Below are 18732 nucleotides of genomic sequence, written 5' to 3'. Positions count from 1 at the left end.
CCTATATGACGTCTAACTATTATCTAATAAAAGGGCCTTAATAACGTGAGTAAATGGCAAGATATATTAATGATAGGAGGAAAAAGCGCCCAGAAAGGGCGCTTCTTTATTATGAACGTAATTCTTTTCTTAGGATTTTTCCGACATTTGATTTTGGAAGCTCTTCTCTAAACTCATAAAGTTTTGGAACTTTATAACCTGTTAGGTTCTCTTTGCAGAAGGCCTTGAGTTCTTCCTGAGTCAGTGATTCGTCTTTTTTAACAACAAAGATTTTTACAACTTCTCCAGACTTTTCATCGGCAACACCAACGGCGGCACATTCAAAAACCTTCGGGTGCTCAACGATGACTTCTTCAATCTCATTAGGATAAACATTGAAACCAGAAACAAGAATCATATCCTTCTTGCGATCGACAATTTTGAAATATCCCTTCTCATCCATAAGACCAATGTCACCAGTCTTAAAGAAACCATCTTTTGTCATTACCTTTGCCGTTTCCTCTGGTCTATTCCAGTATCCACGCATAACTTGAGGACCTTTAATGCAAATCTCTCCAATCTCTCCTTGTCCTAACGTTTTCTCATCATCGTCTTTTACACAAACATCTGTTGAAGGAACAGGAAGTCCAATGCAACCATTGTATTCAGGTAGGTTTAGTGGATTGATACAGGCAGCTGGGGAAGTTTCCGTTAGTCCATACGCTTCAATAAGAGGCTTTTTCGTAACTTCTTTCCACTTCGTTGCAACTGCTTTTTGTACGGCCATTCCCCCACCAAGAGTTAATTTGAGTGAAGAAAAGTCCAGCGCTTTAAATTCATCATTATTTAAAAGAGCATTGAAAAGCGTGTTAACACCAGTCATTGCTGTGAATTTCCACTTAGAAAGCTCTTTAACAAAACCAGGAATATCTCTTGGATTCGTAATTAAAATATTGAGACCACCAATGTAGCTAAATGTGAAGCAATTCGCTGTCAGTGAGAAGATGTGATAGAGCGGAAGAGCAGTAATAACAATTTCCTTCCCTTCTTCTGTTACAGGATCAATCCATGACTTTGCTTGCAACATATTTGCAACGATATTTCTATGAATAAGCTCAGCTCCTTTAGCAACACCAGTTGTTCCACCTGTGTACTGAAGGAAGGCCGTATCATCACCTTTAATTTCATGCTGAGTAAATTTACTTTCATCACCCTTAGAAACAGTTTGTAAAAATGGTGTTGAGTTAGGAAGATTCCATTTTGGGACCATTTTTTTAACATGCTTAATTACAAAGTTAACAATAAGTGACTTTGGAAAACCTAGCATGTCGCCAATACCTGTCGTAATAACATTTTTAACAGGAGTATTTGCAACAATCTCTTGTAATGTGTGACAAGAGTTTTCAAAGATAACAATTGTATCAACACCAGCATCTTTAAGTTGGTGCTCTAGCTCTCTTGCTGTGTAGAGAGGGTTAACATTAACCGCAACCATACCAGCTCTTAAAATTCCAAAAAGAGCAATTGGGTATTGAAGAATATTTGGCATCATCATGGCCACTCGATCACCTTTCTTAAGGCCGAGATCATTTTGTAGATATGAAGCAAATTTCTTTGATAAAAGATCGAGCTCACCATAAGTGAGAGTTTTTCCCATATTATGAAAAGCTGGCTTCGTTTTAAATTTTGTAAAACATTTCTCTAAAATCTCTGGAATGGACTGATACTGATCAGGATTAATTTCCTTTGCCACACCTTGTTGATAGTGCTCAAACCACACTCTTTCCATAAATAGTTTCCTTTGAATTGATGTTAACCCCTTAATTGTACTAAGGCGTCACTAAGTTCACAAGACGCAGTCATTTCCACCTTCCTAAAGAATTCCTAAAAAATGACCATTTTTGGTGGTTTCCCCTTTACGGTAAATGCCACTCTGGGTATGTTTGCCCTCCACTTCCTGAGACTCTCGAATAGGAATTCGACAGGAACTGAATTATTTCAATATTAAATTGAATACACGCACGCGAGAATGGGCCTTCAGAATTGAAGGCCTTTTTTTTTGTAACTTCTTTGCTAAGATCCATTCATGACTAAAGAACTCAAACTTACCGAAGGTAAAGACTACTATTTCAATGGCGATGGCCTCATGGTTTTTACACGAGAATACCACCTAAGACGTGGATTTTGTTGTAAAAGTGGCTGTACTCACTGCCCCTTTGGTATCGAATCATCTAACCCAGAGGTTCCTCAAGAGCTTAGTGACCGCTGGTCATCAGCTCCTGATGAAATCGAGATATATGACGGGGAAATCGACAAAGAATTTCTCTAGACCGCTTAGTCATTAACATTCCTTGTTCTTTATCAATGAAATTACTCTAAATTTATCTCCAAACTATCCGAATAGATCTATGAAATGGCCTTATAATGGGAAAAGTTTTTAAACAAGGATTTGTTCGATGGGATTTTTATCTTCAAGGAAAATTAGTCTTTCTGCCAAAGTCTATGCCCTTGCAGCAATTGGTGTCTTTAGTATTTTAGCAGTCGGTGGAATCAATACACTTCTTGGTCACAAAACAGATCAAGTTTTCGAAATTGATCGAAAGTTAAAATCTCTCGTCACTAGGCTAGACCAGGAAAAGATTCTGAGAATCCAATTTCTTCTCAATCACGATGATAGTTACCTAACATCAATTGCTGAAGAACAAAAAAGGGCCGACAAAATTCTAAATGAAATTGTCGACATTAAAACGAATGAGGAAATTGATAAGAACCTGAAAGTTCTTGCAAAGCACCTTAAAACAAAAAATGAAATTTTTAGCCGCCTTTCAACTCAATCTTTAAAAATTAAGAAGAACGAGCAGGCCATCGTTAAAGATGTTTATGCGATGAGTTCTCTCATTGATGAGATGGCCGTTGAGCTTAGAAAAGATAAAGAAAAGAAGAGACTCTTTGACGGAGAGGTCGACTACAATAAAGAAGAACTTAATCTTCAATTAAAAGATAAAGTGATCAAAACAAGAGATATTCTCTTTAAATTTAATGGGCTTATTCTTGGTGATAGAGTCGATGGCTTTAAAGAAGGTGCAGACAAACTTATTTCTGAAATTAAGCAACTTAATAAAGATACTTCCCTCGTCGTAAATAATATCAATGAGAAGAAGTATACCGATTTCTTTGATAAGGCCTTAAAGGTTGATATAGAGCTTATTTCAGAGTTTTCTAAAACACTTGATCTCTATCAAGATAATGAGTCTTATAAAGAAGAATTTGAAGATCATTCATATGAAGTTGATGGAGCGATTGTTTCAACACAGGATTCTCTTAAGGCCTTTGTTCAAACAGAAGCAAAACTTTATAAGACAATGGCCATGGCCTTTGCTGCGATCATGATTATTATTCTAGCTATCGTTTCTTTTCTCATTGTTAAGCCAATGAACTTACAATTAAATACAATTGTAAATTCTTTAAGAGACTTCGCTAACCTCGTCTTTAAAAGTTCTGAAGAATTTATGGATGCAAGTCAAACTCTATCAGAGTCTTCTAATAGACAAGCCTCTAGCGTTCAAGAAACAGTTTCTTCTCTTGATGAAATTAGTGCTATGGTCCGCTCGAACGTAGACGTTTCAGATAAAACAAAAGATTTAACAAATAACCTGAAATCAACTGCTGAAGATAGTAAGCGAGTTGTTGAAGGAATGATTAATTCGATTCAAAATGTTAGTGAAAGTAATGACGATATCATGAAGCAGATGGATAAAACCAATGCTGAAATGGAGAACATTTCAAAAGTTATCGCTGAGATTGGTGAAAAAACGAAAATCATTAATGATATCGTTTTCCAAACGAAACTCCTTTCATTTAACGCCTCAGTTGAAGCAGCAAGAGCTGGTGAACATGGAAAAGGCTTTGCCGTTGTTGCCGAAGAGGTTGGAAATCTTGCTCAAGTAAGTGGTGATGCTGCAACAGAAATTTCAGACATGCTTAATGAGTCGATTAAGAATGTTCAAACAATGGTTGAAGGCAATAAAGAACAAATTGAAACTCTTATCCAAAGGGGAAAAGAGAAAGTAGACCACTCTATTTCTAGTGCACATCAATGTTCAAAAGCACTTGAGGAAATGCTAGAAAAAGTACTTTCTGTTAATGAAATGACTTCTCAAGTTGCTGTAGCCTCGAGAGAACAATCAGAGGGTATTACAGAAATCAATAAGGCCATGGGTTATATTGATCAATCCACTCAAGAAAATACAGAGATGGCCAATAGTACTTCTGACAATGCTAGCTCTCTAAATGAGCAGGCCAAGAAGCTCAACCATACGGTTGATAATCTCATGGGTATCATTCATGGTGCTAACGCTCAAAGTATCGAGCTCTCAAAAATCGAAGCTCCAAAGAAAGAAGAAAAGATTGAACAAGACAGCTCTAATGACTTTGAAAACGTCGTCTTTATGGATGAGGTTGAGTCTGAAGCTACTGAAGTAGCCTCTAATGAAGAACGCTTTGAAGAAGTTGTTTCAAAAGAAAGTGAACCAGTAGTAGAAGTTGTGCAGGAAGATAAAAAGAAAATAGAACAGGACGATGATATTAATATCTCTGCTAGTTCTGTTATACCAGATAGAGACGATGATCGATTCGAAGATGTCGGATAAATACACAAAGGCCTACGAGAGTAGGCCTTTTTTTTGTCTAATTTTTTGACGGCCCCTATAATTCTAACAGTATTCTCTTTAGCAAAGCCTCAACCCCTTAATTTTATATCCCCCATTTTGGCATCTTCCTTGCTTATTACTATAGCGAGAGACCAACTTAGGAGTGGATATGAAAATCATCAAAATTTTAGCAGTTATTTCAGTTATGCTTATGGCCATCGGTTCTAAAGCGAGTGTTAAACAAATTAAATGTCACACACCTCGTGAGAATCATATTTTTACAATTAAGAACGATCGATTAGTTCTTGAAGGTAGAAACCTTGCTAGTACAGTGGCCCAGAGAATGAGAAAGACTGCGACGGGATTTACGACTTATTTTAGTTTTCAAGGAAAGAAGCACAAGCTTCATATTGATAATACAAATTCTTTTTCAGAGTTAGATGATTATATTCAAATGCGCTCTAAACAAGGACATGAGATGACTTACCCTCTCACATGTTCATGGAAATAAAAAACACTGCGAAATTTTGATTTCAAATATTAAGCCTCGCTAATAGCGAGGCTTCTTTTATCTCTTCCATTTAAAACTATCCCACTTATCCCCTTCATTTTTTTGAATAGGAATTTCAAAATCTTCACAACCTTGAATATTAACTTGGGATTCGTTCTTTACTTTTAAAACTTCTGGAACCTTAACAAAGTTACTTACTTTTCTCTTATCTCTAGAGTTATAGAGAGCGAGCTCAAAAGTATAATCACCGATGAGAGAGTTTCCTCCATTTAAGATAGTTGAATCATAACCAAAATCAATGACCTTACCTTGTATCCTCTGAACCTCAGCGACGCTTACAAAGAAAGAGTCCTGTTCATAAATTCGATCAATAGCAACATCCTCAATAAGACGATTATGATCAATTGCTGGACATGGGAAGTTTGCAAACCTCTTTGAAATGGCCGATGCAGAAAAATAAATTGATATCACACCATTTTCAAGCTGAAGTCTTCTGTACTTGCTTGAAGAATGCCTGCCTGGAATTGCAATTGGAATATAGACTTGGCCAACAACCACAGAACTGGCTAAACTTGCCCTTCTCACTCGAACAAGCCATGAGTCGGCCTCAAATCTAGATATGATGGCCTCCATAGATTCTAAATCTAGTGCAGGAAATTTAAGGCTGACTCTCACGCCTTTAGAAACAAGCTGTTCTCTTTCTGGACCAACATTCCATGGGACGATAAGTAATTTATGTAAATCAACTTTATCTGGCTTAATTCTGATATAATCTTTTGTAATCTCAACATCAGAATGCTTTGAACACGAAGATAGTAATAGAACTAAGGTAATGAATGTGGTTCTAATTAACCACCACATAAGAAGAACTCCCTGAAGCAAGAATCTCGATATCTTTTATTGTATCACTGATAATCATTGATTCATAGGCCTTTAGGGTTTTTTCCTCGTTCTCAACCTTAATTGTAAGCTCACCCTTGAGACAAACTAAGGATGTTAAATACTTGCCACTGTTTTTGATGAAACTCTTTTCACCTGAGTTCATGTTGCGAAGATCGACATTGAAATCTCTATGTTCAACAATCGACTCACATCCGCTCATTTTGAAAAGCTCTTTCTTTGTTTTAAAGAATTCTAAAGTATTGGCATTTTCATCGAAGTTTAAGACGTCCATGGCCTTATCAATATGCAGCTCTCTTCCCTTACCTTCTTTATCAACACGATTCCAATCCCAAACACGATAAGTTATCCCAGAGCTTTGTTGAACTTCTAACAAAGTAACGCCTTCACCAATGGCATGTACAGAGCCAGCCGGTACATAGAAAAAATCACCAGAGGAGACTTCGTGAAACTGGAGAAAGGCCGAAAGATCTTCACTTTTTAAAACTGCATCTTTGAAGTCACTAGGGTTAATGCCCTTTTTGAAACCTAAATAGATCCCTGCCCCCGCCTGTGCTTCAGTAATAATCCAACACTCAGTCTTTCCACTCCCCTTTTCTACACGTTTAGCATAGTCGTCATTAGGGTGAACTTGAACAGAGAGATTCTCAGAGGTATCGATAAACTTTATCAGGTAAGGTAGTTGTTTTTGATCCACATGCTCACTTAGCATTGAACCATCTTCTAAAAAACATGGTCCATCAGGGTGAATCGAAACTTCCCAAGTCTCCCCAAGAGGATTATTTGAGGCACTTAAGCTTTGAGATTCCTTGAGTTTTGACTCAAGTTTAACCCCACCCCAAATTTTATAGACGAATGTTGGTCTCAACTTATGAATATTACGCAACATAAAAGAAATCCTCATTATAAAAACAACTCTTTATTAACGACCAGCTGAATTCTCTCAATTAATTACCTCGTTTTCAAGCTTAGACTCTTAAATAACGGTTATTATGCAATATGAGAAGATTCTCTCCATCTGGCAATCAATCACCTTTACAATCATATATATGGAAGATGCACTTGAAAACATTCCCATTCTGCCAATCCCAAATGTTGTATTTTTTCCAAATACTTCGTTGCCACTTTTTGTCGTTGAACCACTTTATGTTCAGCTCATTTATGATTGTATCGAAAACAACACGCCACTAGGCATCGCCATGGCCGATACAGATACTTTCTATAATACGGGAAGGCTCAAACCAAAAAATATTTGTGGCATTGGTAAACCTATTATCCTAGAAGAGCTCGACGATGGTAGTCTCAAAATTTTAATTCGAGGAGTTGGAAGAGTTCAACTCATGCATCAGGAACAACATCTTCCCTATCCGGTCTACTCTGTTGAAAGATACTACGATCGAAGTAATGTTGCTTCATCTCAAAGTCGCCATATAGCAAGACTCAAAACGATTCTCGATGAATGGCTCCACCAAAATATACCAGACAGTATTGAGCGCGAGGCATTCCTAAGAACTCTTAGTTCTATTTATCATGTCGTCGATTACATTTGTATGTTTCTCATTCAAGATAAGGAACTAAGGCAACTTCTTTTGGAAAATGACTCTCTTAATGAAAGAATCTATATGCTCGACATACTCCTAAGAGATGAGAACCCTTTTAATGAAGACCTTATTGTCGTCTCTGCTATTAAAGAGTTTGAGCAATTAGAAAAATTTGAAAAAGTCGGCCACTAAAAAATAGGTACAAAATTATTAAGTAACGTTAAACCAAGTCCTGAAATAACAGGAATGGTAAAGTTGTCATCAATAAAAACAGAGCACAATTCAGAGACAGATCCAATAACTCCTGCAAACGTTGCAAAGATTAAGAGATCAACATTTGGTTCTAAAAAGTTAAGTCCATAAATCAATGTACAAAAGTAGCAACAGATAAAACCTGCAACGCTTCCCTGTAATGACTTGTTCGGTAAGATTTTATCTTTCCCATATAAGATTCCAACAAGGGAAGAAAGAGGATCTGAAAAAGTTAGAAAGAATATTGAAAGGATCGCAATCTCTTCATCAAAGAGATAGAGAGAAAGACCAACACCAGAAACAAAGAACGGAAGACCACTGAGACTATTTCTTTCGGACTCTCTCATAAAAGGTCCCATCACTTTTAAAATCGAAGAGTTTAAAGCAGGGGCCTTAATACGAATCAATTCGACAATAAAAGCGAAAATAGCAAATCCCATCAGAAAGACGCCTACTTGCTTGGCCTCATGACCCACAGAATAATAAGCATAAAGTCCAGCTAGTCCCGATGTGATGTGCCAGAGCTTTCTCACAATATGAAGATCTGACCTTTTATGTAAACGCGTGCTCTCAGCGAACATCTCTCTCTCCCAAGTCTCAAGATTTTTTTAAGATTCCCGGTGGCCGAGTCTACACTTAGAGATGCGAGTCGTCTAGATGGATGGCGCACCACGCAAGGTCGTTCAAAAAATTCTCTCTAAGCCCCTTACATTCCGTGTTTTTGTTCCTATAATATCTGTAATATTGAGAAGAACTTCAACACAAGGCGTAACGTTTTGACACATATATCACCATTTAATGAATCAGGAAGTCACCTTCTAGATGGTCAGCGCAGACAAAAAATCTGGGCCATCGGTGGAGGAAAAGGTGGCGTAGGAAAAAGTTTAGTCACGGCAAACCTTTCAATTTGTCTGGCTCTCGTTGGCTACAAAGTCGTTACGATCGACCTAGACCTTGGTGGGGCAAACCTCCATACAACTCTAGGTGTACCAATTCCTGAAAAAACATTGTCCGATTATCTTACTAAAAAAGTTAAGAACCTTAATGAACTTTTAACTCAAACACCAATTGAAAACCTATCCATTATCAGTGGAGCGCAAGACGATGTTGGAATTGCCAATCTCAAGCAGATGCAAAAAAACAAGATCCTCTCTAAGCTAACTGAACTTGATGCTGATTATATTCTCCTCGATTTAGGAGCAGGAACGACTTTTAACACACTTGATTTCTTTATCTCTGCTGATCAGGGAATTCTCGTGGCCCTTCCTGAACCAACGTCTATTGAGAACACTTATCGTTTCATCAAGTCTGTCTTCCATAGAAAATTGGCCATGGCAGAGGACCTCCTTGAAATTGGTCCAATGATCGATCAAATCATGAATGCAAAAATATCGCAAAATGCGACACCTGCAGACCTAATTCAAAGAGTTATTGAGCAAAATCCAGATATGGGTCGAAGACTTCAAATGGAAATCCAAAAACTACAACCGAGATTGATTATCAATCAAGTTAGAACTCAAGCTGATATTGATATTGGTTTTTCTATGAAGATCATCTGCAAAAAGTACTTTGGAATCAATCTCGATTATGCAGGTTATCTGAACTACGATGCAACAGTTTGGCAAAGTGTAAAAAAGAGAAGACCTCTTCTTATGGAATTTCCAAACTCTGCCCTAGTGAACAACTTTGATCAAATTGTTCATAAACTTTTAAAGTTAAACAACTAAAAATATAATTGGGGTTAGACATGGAAAGTACTAACAAAAACTACTATGAAGTTCTTGAGGTTCCAACGACGGCAACTCAAGAAGAAATTCACCAAGGTTACATGCAGGCTAAATCAGCCTATGGGCAAGATAGCTTGGCCTTGTATTCTCTCATGTCGAAAGATGAATGTGAGAAAATCCTTGGATTAATTGAAGAGGCTTATACAATTCTCAGCGATCCTGCCAAACGCTCACAGTACAATGATGCTCGTGGTATAGAGACTGTTGGAATTGAAGAGATTAGAAAGCGTGAACTCGAGCGACGTGAAAATGAAATGCGCGAAGCTGTCGAGAGAAAGCGTGAAACAAGTATGACTAAAATCGTTGCAGCGAAAAAGTTTTCTCTGGAATACGACAAGAATTCTGATTTTGAAGAAAGAATTGAGCAAGCGAATGAGTTCCCTGGTGAATTCTTAAAAGAGATTCGTGAATACAAGAATGTTGATATGAATCGCCTTGCTGAAATGACAAAAGTTTCTAAAACATATCTTAGAAATATTGAAGAAGAGCAATTTGATAATCTACCTGCAACTGTTTATGTTCGTGGTTTCGTTTATCAATATGCAAAATGCTTAAAGCTTAATCCAGAACTCGTCGCAACGTCATACCTCTATCTTTTAAAGCAAGCCAGAGGGGAATCTTAGACAATATGTCCGATTTAATAGATGACTTTCTTCAAAGTGAAGAAAGAGAAAATGCGCAAGAGATTATTTTAGAAATCAAAGACGAAGATATTTTTGAATTCAAAAGACTCGATCAATTTTTAAGTAAACATTTAAAAGACCAAAGTCGTTCATTTATAAAGGCCCTTTTTGATAAGGGCCTTATCTCTTATGTTGAAGGCTTTTCACATACTAAAAAACTTGAATTAAAAAAGATCCCACCAAAGGGATGTAAAATTCAAATTATCATCCCTCCACCAAGACCTGCAGATGCGCAACCAGAGGACATTCCTCTTGAAATCGTTTACGAAGACGAGCATCTCGTCTTGATTAATAAGCCAGCAGGCATGGTCGTTCATCCAGCTCCAGGAAATTATACAGGAACACTGGTCAATGCCATCCTTCACCACTGCAAAGACATTAAAGGGGTTGGAGATCAAAAAAGACCAGGTATCGTTCATCGATTAGACAAAGGCACAAGTGGTGTCATGGTCGTAGCTAAGGACCAAAAAACTCACGAAGGACTCGTAAGACTTTTTTCTTCTCACGATATTGAAAGACGTTATGAATGCTTAGTCATGGGTGTAAAAATCCCAAGTGAAGGAACACTTGAATCAACAATTGGGCGTCATCCACAAAATAGGCTTAAGCAAGCTTGTGATGTTAAAGGTGGTAAAAGGGCCTTAACTCATTATAAAGTCCTCGAGTACTTCAACTCTTTTTCTCATATGCAAATGACTCTAGAGACGGGGCGAACTCATCAGATTAGAGTCCACTTAAGCGAACTTTTGAAAAAGCCAATCCTTTGCGATCCTCTCTATGGGAATCCAAAAGAACACTTAAATCGTCTTGGAAATGATTATAAAGCGATTATCAAAGACTATCCTCACCCCTTCTTGCATGCAAGGGTTCTAGGCTTTGTTCATCCAATTACAAAAGAAAAAATTCGCTATGAAGTTGAACCACCGGAGCTCTTTCAAAAAGTTCTAAACTATGCAAAGAGTGAATTAAAGGACGACTAATGGCCAATAAAGTTTTTGAAAAGCAATTTGAAAACTATACTTTTACAGTCTTTGACGACAGGCCAGACTTTCCTGTTCATGAAGTTAATCAAGTTCATGGATGTGATGTCGTAGATGCTTCTGATGACATTCAAAGCGCAGACGGACTCGTAGCAAATCTAGAGTTCAATAAGCCTCTTGCCATCAAAACGGCTGACTGTCTCCCCATTGCAATCTTTGGCAAAAATGGTGTTTCGATGGTTCATGCAGGATGGAGAGGTGTCGCCTCCAAAATCATCCTCAATCAAAGAATAAAAGATATTGAACCAGAATTATTTATTATTGGTCCTCACATTCAAGAGGACGTATATGAAGTTTCTGAAGAATTCACAGAAAATTTTCAAAACTCAGACAGTTTCTCAAAAAAAGATGGCAAAATATACTTCAGTCTCTTCAAAGAGATAAGCAAACAAATACTAACGAGCTATCCAGATGCATTCATCTTTGATTGTGCCTTATGTACTTTCAAAGACGATAAATTTCATAGCTATAGACTCAACAAAACAACAAAAAGAAATTGGAATGTTCTTTTAAAAAATAATATGGGAGAAAAGTAATGATTACTTCAAAGTCGCTCTTCAGAGGGAGCTCTGTATCAATCCATGCATTATTAATGCTTCTCGCGGCATCAATGATTGGTGTTTCGATTTATCTAACTAACCACTATTTTGCAGTTAAGTTTCCAACAGGTTTAGCAGGCTCTGCTACTCTTTGTGACATTAATAGCTTCTTTAACTGTGATACAGCAACAAATTCACCACTATCGAATATTGCAGGTGTTCCAATTTCTGTTTTTGGAATGCTAATGGGTATTTTCACATTCATGGGGTTTGTTTTTAAAACAGATGAAATGGAAGGAACAATCTATCAAGTTCTTCTTTTAAACCTTGTAGGTTGTGTTGTTCTTTTTCTCTACTCTCTTATTGCTCTTGGAAGTCTTTGTCCATTTTGTACACTGTACTATATTCTTTCAGCAGCAGTTTTCTTTATCTTTTTTAAATATTCAAACGTAAGACTTATTGGTCCAATCCCAGCATCTTCATTTGCAGTAGTAACTCTTGTTGTCGCTGGTGGATTTTGGTTCAATATTTCTAATAAGCTTGAAAGAAACGATAAAGTTGTTGCAAGTGTTATTTCTCAATTTAAAGCACTTCCAAACCTTGGTTCACTTAAAGAAGAAAGTCCGTTTAGAATTGCAAGTTCTTCAGAGAAGTTTGAAGATGCTCCGATTCAAATAACAATGTTTTCAGACTATCAATGTCCTGCTTGCAAGATGCTAAGTGAGCAAGCTCCAAAGATTGCAAAGAAATACCAAGGAAAGATAAACATCCAATATGTTTTCTATCCACTCGATATGGACTGTAACCCTTCTATTAATCGCCCAATGCACCCTCTTGCTTGTCGTGCTGCTTACCTGACGGTTTGTGCTGGACCAGAAAAATTTGTCAAAGTACACGATGACATTTTTCACAATCAAGCTTCAATGGACGTCGACTGGATCAATAACTATGCGAAAAAAGAAGGTGTTCTCGATTGTCTTAAAAAAGAAGAGACAAAAAAAGCTGTTATGGACTTGATCGCACAATCAAACCCATTTAATGTACGTTCTACACCGACGATGCTTATAAATGGTGTTAAAATTGAAGGTGTTCTTCCACTTAATCAACTTTACGGAATTTTGGATGACATCGTAAAAAATAGTAAATAATTATGGGAAAAAATAAAAAAAGGGAGATTCCAACTTGGGATCTCCCTATTATCGAAACACATTGCCATCTCGATTATCTAAAAGATCTTCCAACGCAAGAGATCCTAGAAAAATCTAAAAAATCAAATATTGAAAAAGTTGTTACAATCGCTGTCGAGCCGGGCAATCTCGATGCCGTCATTGCAATTTCCAATCAATTCGACAATGTCTACTGCACACAAGGAATTCATCCCCACGAGGCCAAGAAAATAGACCAAACTGTTCTTGATAAGATTGTCGCCAATTTAGCTCTTCCTAAAGTCGTAGCTGTTGGAGAAATTGGCCTTGACTATCACTATGATAACTCTCCTAGACAAGAACAGAGAGAGTTCTTCGAAAAGCAACTCCAGATAGCTGTTGATCATGACTATCCAGTAGTTATTCACACTCGTGATGCCGATGAAGATACTGTCGCCATTTTAAAAAACTTTTCGTCTTCACTAAAAAGAAAAGGCGTTATTCATAGTTTTACTTCGGGAATGGACTTAGCAAAATTTTGCTTAGACGAAGGCTTTCATCTAGGTTTTAACGGTATCATTACTTTTAATAGTGCTCAAAATGTTCGCAATATTCTCGATATCACACCGCTTGAGAGAATACTCGTTGAAACGGATGCCCCCTTTCTAACTCCCGTTCCCTATAGAGGAAGAGAAAACGCACCTTACTATTTACCTTTTGTTATCGAAAAGATTGCAGAAGTAAAAAATGAGACTATCGAAGAAGTCTTAAAAAAGACTTACAAAAATGCCTTTGACGTTTTCAAGTTCTAATTCCTAGTTAATAATAGCGGAATGCACAACTATAAGGGAAATATCCCAAAAATTTACGCATTCCGTTTTTTCTTTATGTTCCTCATCATCATCCCGGTGATTATTCCCTTCTATCTCTCACTTAATCTCAGCATGTCTCAAATCTTTATCCTGCAAGCGATTATGGGCTTTACCGTTGCAGTCTTCGAGGTCCCCTCAGGTTATTTATGTGATTTATGGGGAAGAAAGAAAACGATGCTACTAGGATCGTCATTAACGGCCATTGGATTTATCTACCTTATTTTTGCCACGACATATGAGCTTTTAATAATTCATGAGATCATCATTGGTATTGGTCTTAGTATGATTTCAGGATCAGATGTCTCGCTTCTCTACGACAGCCTCATTCAAGATGAACACTCTAGAGAAAATAGTTCTATCGCCTTATCTAATCTTCAATTTTCTTCAGCTCTTTCTGAAACTATCGCCTCTGTCGTTGGTGGATTACTAGTAAAGATCTCATTTTTTACTGTTATTACTACTCATGCTTTCTTTGCTTGTTTTCCTTTTTTTATAGCCTTAACACTAAAAGAGCCGCCATATCAAAAGATGGATAACAAGAGCCATAAAGAAAATACATTAAAAGTTCTTCGCCATATCTTTCAATCAGACAAACTTCTGACCCTCGTCTTTTTCAATCAAATAATTTGGGGACTTTCAACGTTTACGGCAGTTTGGATTTACCAAAAACATTGGAGCGATCACTCAATCGACCTCGCCTACTTCGGGATTCTTTGGGCCGCATATAATCTAACACATGGGCTTGTGAGTAAGAATGTTCACTTTTTTGAGAAAAGATTTGGGGCACCCTTTTTACTTGTTCTAATGGGCCTTCTACCAATTTGTGGATACTTTGGACTAGGTGCCCTTTCTGGGTGGTTTGGAGTTGCCGTAGGTTTTCTCTTTCAAGTGAGCAGAGGAATAACTCAAGTTATTTTAAAAGATGCTCTTAACTGGAGAACTCCATCAGAGTTTAGGGCCACCGCCAACTCTCTTGTTAGCTTATTCTTTAGACTAGGATTTTGCCTAATTGGTCCACTGACGGGTTATCTCATAGACAAACAGGGAATGAGCTTTGCTATGAATAGCCTAGCAGCTTTTTTCATTCTAGGCTTCTTAGTTTTTCTTATTCCTTTTATCAAAATGGTTAGAAATCAAATTCCTGAGACATAAAAAAAGGCCCACAAAATGGGCCCTTCTTTATTTACAATGTGGTACTTCAAAAACTTGTTCAGCAATTGGTTCATAGATATCTCTTTCTGATTGATCTCCAATTGTTCTAACGTACTCTTCAACTTGGATTTTCTTCATCAGATCTTGAGTCTCTTCTACAAGAACTCGTCGACATCTTTTCCCATGATTATTACACTCTCTTTGATAACGAGTATAAGTAATCGGGTAAACTAAGTTTCTCTTTCCAACTTCTACAAAAGTCCAGCCATCTTTTTCATGGTCCTTATCAAGACTTTTTCCAACATAGCGGTTTTCATAAATTGGCGTCTTCTTCAAGTGCTTTAGTGAGTCACCTTGAATACAAACGTCAAAGGCCGACACTCTTTGTCCTACAAAAATCGAATCACCTTTGATTTGATGTTTGAAAGATTTCCCAATGACCGCTCTTAACTTTTTCCAGTCAGAGTTTTGTGTTGCTTCGATAATAGTATCTCTAATCTTCCCATTCTTACTTCCACCAGAAATGCCACCGATTCCAGCATTTGATGAAATTGAACTTAACGTTAAGATTGATAATAAAATGATTTTCATTGTTTTTCTCATTTGTCGCTCATTGTATCAGTTACCATATAAGTGAAGGCCCTAATGTCGCCTTTAGCCTTACTTTTTTGTGCTATCTTTACTTTCTCACGAAAGGCCCTCTCATCAACTTGCAGCCATTCATCATAGGCTTCTTCACTTAAGCCCTCTGCGAAAAATGCAATGAGGTTCTCCCCTCCAACTTCTGTATTTGTTGGTTTAGAAAACTTCTCCGTTAAAGACAGGCCAACTCTTTTCAATGTATTTGCACTAAGAGTTGTTTGATTAGCACCCAAAATATAAAGACCTTCTTTTGTTTGCTTTAAGGCCTGTAATTCAATCATCTTTTCAAGTGTTTCAACACCATGAAGTCCATAGCGGTATTGAACAAGTTCTTTTGATAAAGGAGAACAAGCGGCCATAAAGTAGATCTCACAAAAGCAGCGATCATAGAGAATTTCACTTTCAATATCTGTTAAGTATTGAACCGACTTATTTAATTTGTTCGGATTATGCTTTTTAATTTCTTCTTGAATAACTTCAGGAACGATTTCTAAAAGAAGTGCATCATTGGTTGTATTAAAAAGTACCCGATAGATTTTAAAGAGTGTTTGATAGGTAGGTCTATTTTCTTGATTGATTAATCTTTGAAGAGTTCTTTCACTAATTTCCATCTTTTGGGCAAGAAGACGCACTCCAACCTTTGGGTCGCGATACTCTTCGAGCTTTCTTTTGAGATCCATGGCAACTTGTACCCTAAGACCCCAATTTTTTAATGATGTATTGGCATTAGTGCCCTTCTCCATAAATCTCCCAATAAAATTGGCTTATAGCATAGGAACCAAATGTTGGTCACAAACGTCTGAAAGATCTACACACACTCAAACAAAAACGGCCACTTATACAAGTGACCGCTTTCTTTTTACACAACAGGAGATTAATCTAACCTCTGCTACAGCATGGATTAGTTACAAGCTGGAATTTCGTATTCTTTTGTGAAAAGAGTTTTGTATACGTCTCTGTCATTGTTTCTTCCAACAGATCTTACAAACTTCTTAACAGTCATTTTCTTAACTGTTTCTTGCTCTACAACTTTAGAAACATACTTACAGTTTTTGTCTCTGTTGTTACAAACTCTTTGCTTAGTTGTATAAGTAATTGGGAAAGAAAGTGTTCTGTAACCAACAACTACTGATGTCCAACCGTCATTGTCACCATCGTTATCTCTTGTCTTACCAACATACTTTGTTTCATATACAGGGTATTGCTTTGTTGTTTTGAACTCATCTCCATCAACACAAACATCAAAAGCGTGTACAACTTGTCCAACAAATACTGCGTAACCGCTTAGTTGAAGTTTCCAGTTGTTCTTTACTTCAGATTTAATTGTGTCCCAGCTATCCGCTTCAGAAAGAGCGAAAGAGCTAACAGAAAGAAGTGCTGCTGCAAGTGCGATAAATTTTTTCATTTCATACCTCCCGAGGATCTCAGCCTCATATTGTTTCGAACAGTTGTTTTTTTCGATGTGTGGAATGTAGTTTTCACGAAATTAAATGGCCAAAGTTGTACACAAAAGATGTGAAAAAGGCCGACAATGTCAGGATCGTTCACAAAATTTGTGACGGCCGTTATTCTTTGTCAGTCTAAAACTAGTAAATTCATTGGTTTAGACTTCCCAATAAAAAAACCTGACGTAACTTTTTTATTCAATTGGCAATTGAGTGCTTGTTGCTAGCGGATTCCTTGGAGTATAACTGTGCTCATGTTTAAACTTACTTTCTCTCGTCTTAAAGAACTGATTTTATTTACTTTACCTCTTGTTATCGGCCAGGTTGGTCAGATGCTCTTTAGTATCGGAGATACCTTCGTTGCAGGACGCTATTCAACAGAAGCTCTCAGTGCAATTGGTGTTGCCTCTGCTATGGTTGCCCCTTTTGTTATGGTCGGTGTTTCGACAATCTTTTCAGTTTCTTCTACGGCCGCGAGACTTCGTGGAGAAGGAGTTAACCCTCATGAAACTCCAGTATGGGGTTCAAGTCTTCTTTTAAGTTTCACTCTCATGGTTGTTCTTTGCGGACTTCTTGCGATTTTCACAGAACTCGTACCAATGATTGGACTCAATGAGAATATTGTTGCAAACGTTCAAACATATTTACGTTTTGTGAACGTTTCACTTATACCAGTTTACTTTTTTCAAATTGCTAAGGAATACCTACAGGCCTTTGATAAAACGATTTTTGCTAATGCACTCATCATTTTCATGAACATTGTTAACCTCGCCATGAACTATGTTCTGATGTTTGGAATCGGTCCTTTCCCAGAACTAGGAATTAAAGGGGCCGCCATCGCTACAATCATAACAAGATTTATCATGGCCATTGTTCTTATGATTTACACATACCGTGTTCTCCCTCTTGAACACCATCTCAAGAAAGAGAGCTACTTTGATCTTTTAAAACTCGGTGTTCCCATTGGTCTTGGAACCTTGATTGAAGTTCTCATGTTCTCAACGGTAACTGTTCTCATTGGAAAGATGCCTGTGACTGTTTCAGCTGCTCACAATATCGTTTTAAATATTGCTGGTCTAACTTTTATGGTCCCTCTTGCAATCAATGGAACGGCAGGAGTTAAAGTTAGTTACGCCTTTGGAAAAAGAGATAAAGAACTTATTCGAAGCTATACTCTTGGTTGTGTTTTTATGACTGAGGCCTATATGATCCTCATGGCCTGTGTCTATTTTTTAATACCAGAACATCTAGTCGCTCTTTTCACGCAAGACCCTCAGGTTATTGCCTATGGGGCAGGACTCTTCTTCTATGTTGCTCTCTTTCAAATTCCAGATGGACTACAAATTACAATGTGGGGTGTTCTTCGCGGGCTTGGAATGAGTAAACTTCCAATGATTTTTTCATTTTTTGGATACTGGCTTATTGCCATTCCAACTGGAGCCTATCTTGCTTATAAACAAGGGATGCTAGCGGCAGGTTTATGGGCAGGACTGGCCATTGGGCTAACAATTGCTTCTCTGGTTCTAAGTTATCTCTATACATACAGAATGAAACAAATTTCAATGGTTCTCGACTACAGAGAAAGCTGATCTTTG

Annotated in this window: 19 protein-coding genes; 12 read left to right on the top strand and 7 right to left on the bottom strand. The window is 37.4% G+C overall.

Annotation, left to right across the window (positions count from 1 at the left end):
* Positions 1 to 109: 109 nt before the first annotated feature.
* Entirely contained in the window at positions 110 to 1768 is a 1659-nt protein-coding gene (locus HBN50_RS00180; protein WP_273866967.1) for a long-chain-fatty-acid--CoA ligase, read from the bottom strand.
* A gap of 297 nt (positions 1769 to 2065) precedes the next feature.
* On the opposite strand from HBN50_RS00180, the gene HBN50_RS00175 reads away from it, so the two are divergent.
* The 3 genes from HBN50_RS00175 (at position 2066) to HBN50_RS00165 (ending at position 5139) form a co-directional block, all read left to right on the top strand.
* Positions 2066 to 2308, top strand: a complete 243-nt coding sequence (locus tag HBN50_RS00175; RefSeq protein ID WP_273866966.1) for a DUF5522 domain-containing protein — start codon at positions 2066 to 2068, stop codon at positions 2306 to 2308.
* Between the two features lie 127 nt (positions 2309 to 2435).
* On the top strand, positions 2436 to 4628 hold the full coding sequence (locus tag HBN50_RS00170) for a methyl-accepting chemotaxis protein (protein WP_273866965.1): 2193 nt from the start codon (positions 2436 to 2438) through the stop codon (positions 4626 to 4628).
* Between the two features lie 169 nt (positions 4629 to 4797).
* Positions 4798 to 5139, top strand: coding sequence for a hypothetical protein (locus HBN50_RS00165; RefSeq protein ID WP_273866964.1), 342 nt, complete (start codon positions 4798 to 4800; stop codon positions 5137 to 5139).
* A gap of 57 nt (positions 5140 to 5196) precedes the next feature.
* Here HBN50_RS00165 and HBN50_RS00160 read toward each other — a convergent pair whose 3' ends face one another.
* Together HBN50_RS00160 and HBN50_RS00155 are read right to left on the bottom strand one after the other, a co-directional pair.
* Positions 5197 to 6000, bottom strand: coding sequence for a hypothetical protein (locus HBN50_RS00160; RefSeq protein ID WP_273866963.1), 804 nt, complete (start codon positions 5998 to 6000; stop codon positions 5197 to 5199).
* Positions 5984 to 6928 carry a type I phosphomannose isomerase catalytic subunit gene (locus HBN50_RS00155; protein WP_273866962.1) on the bottom strand — a complete coding sequence of 315 codons (945 nt, stop codon included), beginning with the start codon at positions 6926 to 6928 and terminating at the stop codon, positions 5984 to 5986. Before HBN50_RS00155 ends, HBN50_RS00160 begins: the two co-directional genes overlap by 17 nt.
* Before the next feature lie 160 nt (positions 6929 to 7088).
* Between HBN50_RS00155 and HBN50_RS00150 the strand changes: the two genes are divergently transcribed.
* Positions 7089 to 7772 carry an LON peptidase substrate-binding domain-containing protein gene (locus tag HBN50_RS00150; protein ID WP_273866961.1) on the top strand — a complete coding sequence of 228 codons (684 nt, stop codon included), beginning with the start codon at positions 7089 to 7091 and terminating at the stop codon, positions 7770 to 7772.
* On the opposite strand, the gene HBN50_RS00145 is transcribed toward HBN50_RS00150, so the two are convergent.
* Entirely contained in the window at positions 7769 to 8413 is a 645-nt protein-coding gene (locus HBN50_RS00145) for a diacylglycerol/polyprenol kinase family protein (protein WP_273866960.1), read from the bottom strand. The genes HBN50_RS00150 and HBN50_RS00145 overlap by 4 nt on opposite strands.
* Before the next feature lie 195 nt (positions 8414 to 8608).
* On the opposite strand from HBN50_RS00145, the gene HBN50_RS00140 reads away from it, so the two are divergent.
* The 7 genes from HBN50_RS00140 to HBN50_RS00110 are packed head-to-tail and all read left to right on the top strand — an operon-like array spanning position 8609 to position 15050.
* The gene (locus HBN50_RS00140; protein WP_273866959.1) at positions 8609 to 9559 is read left to right on the top strand and encodes an AAA family ATPase; all 951 of its coding nucleotides are present in this window, start codon (positions 8609 to 8611) and stop codon (positions 9557 to 9559) included.
* A gap of 20 nt (positions 9560 to 9579) precedes the next feature.
* The gene (locus HBN50_RS00135; RefSeq protein WP_273866958.1) at positions 9580 to 10242 is read left to right on the top strand and encodes a helix-turn-helix domain-containing protein; all 663 of its coding nucleotides are present in this window, start codon (positions 9580 to 9582) and stop codon (positions 10240 to 10242) included.
* 5 nt (positions 10243 to 10247) lie between these two features.
* Complete coding sequence (locus HBN50_RS00130; RefSeq protein WP_273866956.1) at positions 10248 to 11282, top strand: RluA family pseudouridine synthase; 1035 nt, start codon at positions 10248 to 10250, stop codon at positions 11280 to 11282.
* Positions 11282 to 11878: a polyphenol oxidase family protein gene (locus tag HBN50_RS00125; RefSeq protein WP_273866955.1), complete on the top strand. Its 597-nt coding sequence runs from the start codon at positions 11282 to 11284 to the stop codon at positions 11876 to 11878. The genes HBN50_RS00130 and HBN50_RS00125 overlap by 1 nt, the downstream gene beginning before the upstream one ends.
* On the top strand, positions 11878 to 13029 hold the full coding sequence (locus HBN50_RS00120) for a vitamin K epoxide reductase/DsbA family protein (protein ID WP_273866954.1): 1152 nt from the start codon (positions 11878 to 11880) through the stop codon (positions 13027 to 13029). Before HBN50_RS00125 ends, HBN50_RS00120 begins: the two co-directional genes overlap by 1 nt.
* A 2-nt stretch (positions 13030 to 13031) precedes the next feature.
* Positions 13032 to 13838, top strand: coding sequence for a TatD family hydrolase (locus HBN50_RS00115; protein ID WP_273866953.1), 807 nt, complete (start codon positions 13032 to 13034; stop codon positions 13836 to 13838).
* 21 nt (positions 13839 to 13859) lie between these two features.
* The gene (locus HBN50_RS00110) at positions 13860 to 15050 is read left to right on the top strand and encodes an MFS transporter (RefSeq protein WP_337961793.1); all 1191 of its coding nucleotides are present in this window, start codon (positions 13860 to 13862) and stop codon (positions 15048 to 15050) included.
* A 27-nt stretch (positions 15051 to 15077) separates the two neighbouring features.
* Here HBN50_RS00110 and HBN50_RS00105 read toward each other — a convergent pair whose 3' ends face one another.
* From HBN50_RS00105 to HBN50_RS00095, 3 genes are all read right to left on the bottom strand, one after another.
* Entirely contained in the window at positions 15078 to 15641 is a 564-nt protein-coding gene (locus HBN50_RS00105) for a hypothetical protein (RefSeq protein WP_273866951.1), read from the bottom strand.
* 8 nt (positions 15642 to 15649) lie between these two features.
* Positions 15650 to 16435 carry a hypothetical protein gene (locus HBN50_RS00100; RefSeq protein WP_273866950.1) on the bottom strand — a complete coding sequence of 262 codons (786 nt, stop codon included), beginning with the start codon at positions 16433 to 16435 and terminating at the stop codon, positions 15650 to 15652.
* Between the two features lie 158 nt (positions 16436 to 16593).
* A complete protein-coding gene (locus HBN50_RS00095) occupies positions 16594 to 17097 on the bottom strand; it encodes a hypothetical protein (protein ID WP_273866948.1) in 504 nt (167 codons plus the stop codon).
* 294 nt (positions 17098 to 17391) lie between these two features.
* Here HBN50_RS00095 and HBN50_RS00090 point away from each other — a divergent pair, with 294 nt between their 5' ends.
* Positions 17392 to 18726 carry an MATE family efflux transporter gene (locus tag HBN50_RS00090; RefSeq protein ID WP_273866947.1) on the top strand — a complete coding sequence of 445 codons (1335 nt, stop codon included), beginning with the start codon at positions 17392 to 17394 and terminating at the stop codon, positions 18724 to 18726.
* Positions 18727 to 18732 lie beyond the last annotated feature (6 nt).

This window comes from Halobacteriovorax sp. GB3, assembly GCF_028649655.1.
Taxonomy (GTDB): domain Bacteria; phylum Bdellovibrionota; class Bacteriovoracia; order Bacteriovoracales; family Bacteriovoracaceae; genus BSW11-IV.
Note: the sequence above shows the minus strand (reverse complement) of the source record. Positions and strands in the feature narration are given on the sequence as shown.